The organism is Pseudomonas sp. TE6288 (assembly GCF_054062095.1).
Genome location: NZ_JBSSEW010000023.1, coordinates 79,470 through 85,908, shown reverse-complemented (window position 1 = coordinate 85,908; position 6,439 = coordinate 79,470). Strand labels below are relative to the sequence as shown.

The following is a 6,439-nucleotide window of genomic DNA, read 5'->3' as shown; positions in this document are numbered from 1 at the left end:
AGAACGCCGGTTTGTAGATGTGTTTGCTCGCACGAACATCATCCATCAAACCGGCGTTCTTGTTTCTGTCTTTCCCGGGATTCCGTGAAGAACCTGATTTTTCTGGGGTCGAAGAAAGCGTTCTCGACCGTGCGATTAAAGGCAGCGTTCCCGCAGGCGCTGCACAAGATCTCACTTTTGCTGCTTGGCATGATCAGTTGCTTGGGCCGATTGAGCGCGTGCCTGTAGCCCGTTTCCATGGGGACGTTGCTGGGCAAACCCGGTTTTCGAACCTTACTGACGGTGATGGCCTCGCCAAAGCCGTGAAAGCACGTGACAAGCAGGCACAGAACTCACTAAAGGCTGCCCAGGCCGAAATTGCAAAGCTGCAAGCTGAATTGGCTGCGCTTCGACAACGTGCCGCGCTTTGCGAAAATGTATCCGAGGATGCCGGACGGTTGCGCGATTGGTACAGCCTTGTGACACCAGACTTGCATCGTATTCTTTGGGACGTCAAAGAAATACAAGGCGCAGTTTTCGACCACCAGGGCAAGCTGAACAGGGACTTCCGACAGCAGCTGGTTGAAATCATTCTCAACGCCCTGGTTGATTTGGAGTTGCGCGGCTTTTGCGTTGATGTGGAGCTACGAGATGATTCGCCGCGCAAAGAAAAAGCCCCCACTATCGTATTGCATCGCAGCCAGCCTTCAGGGGAGGAAGCTCGCGAGCGCGAAGGATTCAACTTTACTGTGCCTGGCGTACAGCCCGATGTGCTCGAAGCCGCGAGCGAACTGATATGGCCTCGGCCCGTGCTGCCGCCAGTCGACAGCCAGATACGTTACACCTGCTACGTGAATATAGGCGTTCATCCGCAGGCCTTGGTGGGGGAAGACGACATTTTTCATCTGTCGTGCTTCATGTATAAATTGTTTGAGGCTATGGCGAGGTCTGGAGATCATCGCCCACGCGGAGCCCTTCGCGAGAAAGTTATCCTTTGCTTGCTTCTGGCATTTACTGCGCCATGTATGCCCGCGCGTTTACGTCGACAGAATCTACCGGGACTGAAAGAGGTATATTTTTCAGATGAAGTGAACCGAGCAAAGCAGGATTCGAAAGATGATAGCAACGCATCGGGCGGGAAAATAGTTGAATACTTGTTGCGTGTTATGCACGCGTAGATCGGCCTTTCATCGTCTGCAGGCTTGCCGTCAGTTCCGCACATACGGATCAGTGCGGGGGACGGCAGGTAGCTACCATCTCTACCGCGAGCCACTCAGCCTCCCAATCACAACCTGCTGCACCTCAGGGTTTGATCGAGGTACTTCGGATCGATCTGATAGCGCTGCAGCACATACTCCGCGTTATGCATTGCCTAGTCGGTAACGTTGAGCAGTTTTCAGCATGATCTTCACACCTTTCTCAGCCAGCGCGTCAGCGCGATTGAAGCTAACCAGATGATTTACTATCCGGCATCTTTGCCACAGGGCACAATGCCACCAAGACGCGCATTTGGACGCGAGAGGACCTAGGGGATTGGAAGGCGTGTCTACAAAGCAGAAGGTGTTGCTCTGCTGGGTCGGAGGGAACGATCTGAAGGCGTTAACAGGCAGTGAAGCAGGGCCTTTACTGGCAACGCTAAGAGCGCAAACGTTCGATCGTGCAGAACTGCTTTCGTCTTATTCGGCTGAGCTGGTCGAGCCTTATATCGCCTGGCTCCGTGAGCAGGTCAGTACGCCGGTCTCCGTCAGTTATGAATCACTGACGAGCCCTGTACATTTCGGGGATATCTACCAGGCTGCCAATGCTCACCTGACTCGCTTGCACCTTCATACCAATCAGCTTTCCATCCTGCTTAGCCCCGGCACTCCGGCCATGCAGGCTGTGTGGATTCTCCTGGGCAAGACCCGCTACCCGGCGACTTTCTATCAATCTTCGCTGGAGCAGGGGGTGCAGCAGGTTGATGTGCCATTTGAGATTGCGGCCGAGTATGTGCCAGCCGCCAACTCCATCAGTGCCGATAAGCTGTTGCGCCTCGCCGACAGTCGGGCGCCGGTTGATGCCGCTTTCGCCAGCATCATTACGCAAAGCGAGCGCATGCTGCTGCTTAAATCGCAAGCGCAGGTGCTGGCTCAGAAGCAGGTCCCAGTGTTGCTCTATGGAGAGACAGGCACTGGTAAAGAGTTGTTTGCCAGAGCCATCCATAATGCTGGTCCTCGTTCGTCAGCGCCTTTCATTGCGCTTAACTGCGGGGCTATTCCACCTGAGCTGATTGACTCTACCTTGTTTGGCCATCGTAAAGGGGCTTTCACCGGCGCGGTGGAGAATCGTGCCGGGGTGTTCCAGCAGGCGGATGGCGGAACCCTGTTCCTTGATGAGTTCGGCGAACTGACGGCGGACGCCCAGGTGCGTTTGCTGAGGGTGTTGCAGGATGGAGTGATTACGCCAGTGGGCAGTAGTCAGGAGGTGCGGGTCAATGTACGCCTGATTACTGCTACCCACCGCAATCTCATGCAGTCGGTGGCGGAACGGCGTTTCCGTGAGGATCTGTTCTATCGAGTCGCCGTTGGCGTTTTGCACTTGCCGCCATTACGCGAGCGAGAGGGTGATCTGTTGCTCCTGGCTGACGCCTTGTTGGAGGAGACCTCCAGGCAAGATGACACTCTAGGCGATAAGAAAATTTCCGCAGAGGCAAAGAATCTTATTCTTCGCCATCCTTGGCGCGGTAATGTTCGTGAGTTGCAATCGGCCCTGTTACGTGCGGCGCTGTGGTGCCGGGGCGATTTGATTGAGGCTGGAGATATAGAGCAGGCGCTTTTCCAGATGCCTCAAGATGGGCATGCTGAACAGCTAGAGATATTTTCTCAACCTATTGATTTGCAAGAGATAATTGCAGATACCGCAAGGCGGTATATGCGTCAGGCTCTGAAAGTGACCGGGCACAATAAGACCCGTGCAGCCAGCCTGCTGGGGCTGAAAAGCCAGCAAACGCTGACCAACTGGATGAGCAAGTACGACGTCGAATAGAAACTTGGCACGCTCCTCGCTATGAGGAGAATTATGGACAGAATCGCCTATATGAAATCAGTCAACTTCGAGTTCCTTCGTCCCGGCAACGAATTGCTGGCAAACTTAGCTGGCCTGGCCGAGGCCGTGATTCACATTGATCCGGGCAGCGCCCTGACGCGCTTGCGCAGTTTTGCCGAGGAGTTGACCAAAGGTATCTACAAGGAAGAATTGCTGCCACGTATGCCGCAGTCGACCTTTTACGAACTGGTTAAAAGCTCGGTGTTCACCGATTGCGTCAGCAAGCCTCTGGTTCACCAAATCAACTTCCTGCGTATCCAGGGCAATGACACCGCTCATGGTGCGGAAGGTGACCTGCGCAATGCGCAGTTGGCACTGAAAACCGCTCATCAACTGGCCATGTACATGGCCATCAGGTACTACGGCACCGCACAGGCTGATATTTCGCCCTTTGCCGAGGTGCAGGATCCGACTGCGACTCTCGCCAGCCTGCAGAAGACCGTCTCCAGCTACGAGAGGGAGCTCACTCAGCAGCAGGAAGAGCTACAGCGAGTCATGGATAAGCTGGAGCAGGAGCGCACCCGCAATCTTGATAAGCTGGAGCCGCCTGCTAAGCCGGATCAGCAGAGCCGTCAGCAGCAGAGTCAGAAAGTTGCCGACAGCCTGCAGTGGAACGAAGCCAAGACCCGGGCTCTGCTGATTGATGCCATGCTGGTTCAGGCGGGCTGGGATATCAGTAATCCCTCGCAGGTAGGCCAGGAAGTGGACGTCGACTTCCCCGATAACGTCTCTGGCAAGGGCCGTGCTGACTACGTGCTATGGGGTGACAACGGCCAACCGCTGGCTGTGATCGAGGCCAAGAAATCCGGCAATGTCAGTCTGCAGGCCGGACGCGAACAGGCCCGGATGTATGCCGATGGCTTCGAGCGCATGGGCATGCAGCGCCCGGTGATTTTCTACAGCAACGGCTACGAGACCTTCATCTGGGACGACGCGAAATACAACACCTACCGCCCGGTGTACGGCTTCTATAGCAAAGACAGCCTCGAATACCTGATCTATCAGCGTCAATACCGCAAAGCGGAGCTGGAGCGTCATAACCCGGATCTGAACATCGCTGACCGCCCTTATCAAATCGAAGCGATCAAGACGGTTGCTGCTAACTTCCAGCAGCAGCGTCGTCGCGCGCTGATCATTCAGGCCACCGGCACTGGTAAGACCCGCGTGTCCATCGCCTTGGCCGAGCTGCTACTGCGCACTGGTTGGGCCAAACGTGTACTGTTCCTGTGTGACCGCAAGGAGCTGCGTGTGCAGGCTGATGATGCTTTCAGACATAACCTGCCCAGCGAGCCGCGCTGCGTAATTGGTGAAACCAACAAGGTCGATCAGACCGCACGTATCTACATCGCCACCTACCCGGGCATGATGAGCCGCTTCGCCCAGCTTGATGTGGGCTTCTTCGACCTGATCATTGCCGACGAAAGCCACCGTAGTATCTACAACAAGTACCGCGACCTGTTCGACTACTTTGATGCCTTGCAGGTAGGCCTAACCGCCACCCCGGTAAAGTTCATCAGCCGCAATACCTTCGACATGTTCGACTGCGAGACGACCGACCCGACCTTCGAGTTCGGTCTCGATGCAGCCATCAACAATGATCCGCCGTACCTGGTGCCGTTCCGCGTTAAGGACCTTACCACCGATTTCCTACGCGACGGCATTCACTACAACGACCTGAACGAAGAACAGCGACGTCAGCTTGAAGAGGACCTCGGCGAGGAGGAGGCCAAGCGCACCACCATCGCCGGCAAGGACATCGGTCGCAAGATCTTCAGCGAAGACACTGACCGCCTCATTCTGGAAAACCTGATCGACAATGGCATCAAGGATGAGACGGGGTCACTGGTCGGCAAGACCATCGTCTTTGCCCAGCGTCAGGACCATGCTGAGCACTTGGAAAAACTCTTCTGCAAGCTCTACCCGCAGTATGGCAGCAAGGTCTGCAAGGTCATCCACAACCAAATCCCGCACGTGGGTACGCTGATCAAAGAATTCAAAAAGCCGGAGAACGACTTCCGCATCGCCATCTCGGTAGACATGCTCGACACCGGCATTGATGTGCCCGAAGTGGTTAACCTGGTATTCGCTAAGCCGGTGAAGTCCTGGGTGAAGTTCTGGCAGATGATCGGTCGCGGCACACGCCTGCGCCCCAATCTGTTTGGTGAGGGCAAGCACAAGAGCGAGTTCCTCATCTTCGATCACTACGGCAACTTCGACTTCTTCGAGCAGGAGTATGAAGAGCCAGAAGATAAGGGCGGCAAGTCGCTCCTGCAAACTACTTTCGAAGCGCGTCTGGAGCTGGCGAAGGTGGCTCTCAAACAGAACCATGCCGCCGCCTTTGATACCGCTATTGAACTGCTGCGTGCCGACATCAATGACCTGCCGGAGAGTAGCGTTGCCGTCAAGCGTGAGCTGCGGGCTGTGCACCAATTGCAGCAGAGCGACCAGTTGCAAAGGTTCGACGCCCAGACCCAGCAACTGCTTGCAAATACCATTGCCCCGCTTATGTCGGCTCGAGTCCTGCGCGACAAACATGCCACTGCGCTCGACAAACTTATCGCCGCTATCGAGCGCTGTCTGGTGGAAAGCGCCAGTTGTTTCGAGGATGGCAAGATCACCTTGTTGGAAGAAATCGACAAGCTCGCCATCAATATTCAGGCCGTGCGCCAGAAGGATGCCCTGATTGCGGAGGTGCGTAGCGCGGACTTCTGGCTCAACGCCAATGTGGGCAAGCTGGAACGAGCTCGGCAGGAGCTGCGTGGCATCATGAAATATCGCAAGTCCGGTGAGGGAGTGCTCTACAGCACGCCGGGCACCCGCACCGCCGATGGCGGCGTGCAGGTGGCTGAACGTCAGATCAAGATCCCAGGGGCCAACGAGGCCATGATCTACCGGCACCGCCTCAAGGACATCCTCGACGGCATGCTGGCTGCCAACCCGACGCTGCAGAAAATCCACAAGGGCGAGCCTATTGCTGAGCAGGAGCTGAACTCGCTCACCTCGACCATCCTCACTACTCATCCTGGCATCAGTCTGCAAGTGCTGAACGAGTTCTATGGCCGCACCGCCAGCGAGCTGCAGTTGACTGTGCGCGAGCTGATTGGCCTGGATGTACAGGCCATTGAGCAGCATTTTGCCCAGTTCCTGCATACCCATCCCAGCCTCACGGCCCAGCAGGTGCGCTTCATGAACCTACTGAAAAGCTACATTGCCCAGCACGGCAGCATCGTCATCGAAAAGCTCTACGACGCACCGTTTTCCAGCATTTCCCACGAAGGCATCGACGGCGTGTTTGCCCCCGCTGATGTGGGCGTGCTAGTGGACGTGCTCAAGCCCTTCTTGCGCGGGGACAACTCGCCTACCAGTCACTAGGAGC

The 6,439-nt window shown here is 56.0% G+C and carries 3 protein-coding genes; all 3 read left to right on the top strand.

Going from position 1 to position 6,439, the window contains the following annotated elements; all coding sequences use genetic code 11:
• Nucleotides 1-17: 17 nt before the first annotated feature.
• Nucleotides 18-1,157 carry a hypothetical protein gene (locus ACVWY1_RS22100; RefSeq protein WP_457378766.1) on the top strand — a complete coding sequence of 380 codons (1,140 nt, stop codon included), beginning with the start codon at nucleotides 18-20 and terminating at the stop codon, nucleotides 1,155-1,157.
• Between the two features lie 364 nt (nucleotides 1,158-1,521).
• Complete coding sequence (locus ACVWY1_RS22095; RefSeq protein WP_457378765.1) at nucleotides 1,522-3,003, top strand: sigma-54 interaction domain-containing protein; 1,482 nt, start codon at nucleotides 1,522-1,524, stop codon at nucleotides 3,001-3,003.
• A gap of 51 nt (nucleotides 3,004-3,054) precedes the next feature.
• Nucleotides 3,055-6,435: a type I restriction endonuclease subunit R gene (locus tag ACVWY1_RS22090; protein WP_457378769.1), complete on the top strand. Its 3,381-nt coding sequence runs from the start codon at nucleotides 3,055-3,057 to the stop codon at nucleotides 6,433-6,435.
• The last annotated feature ends 4 nt before the right edge of the window (nucleotides 6,436-6,439 follow it).

Excerpts from the sequence above, each read along its gene's own strand:
- ACVWY1_RS22100 (WP_457378766.1), top strand. The coding sequence starts at position 18 with ATGTGTTTGCTCGCACGAACATCATCCATCAAACCGGCGTTCTTGTTT.
- ACVWY1_RS22090 (WP_457378769.1), top strand. The coding sequence starts at position 3,055 with ATGAAATCAGTCAACTTCGAGTTCCTTCGTCCCGGCAACGAATTGCTG.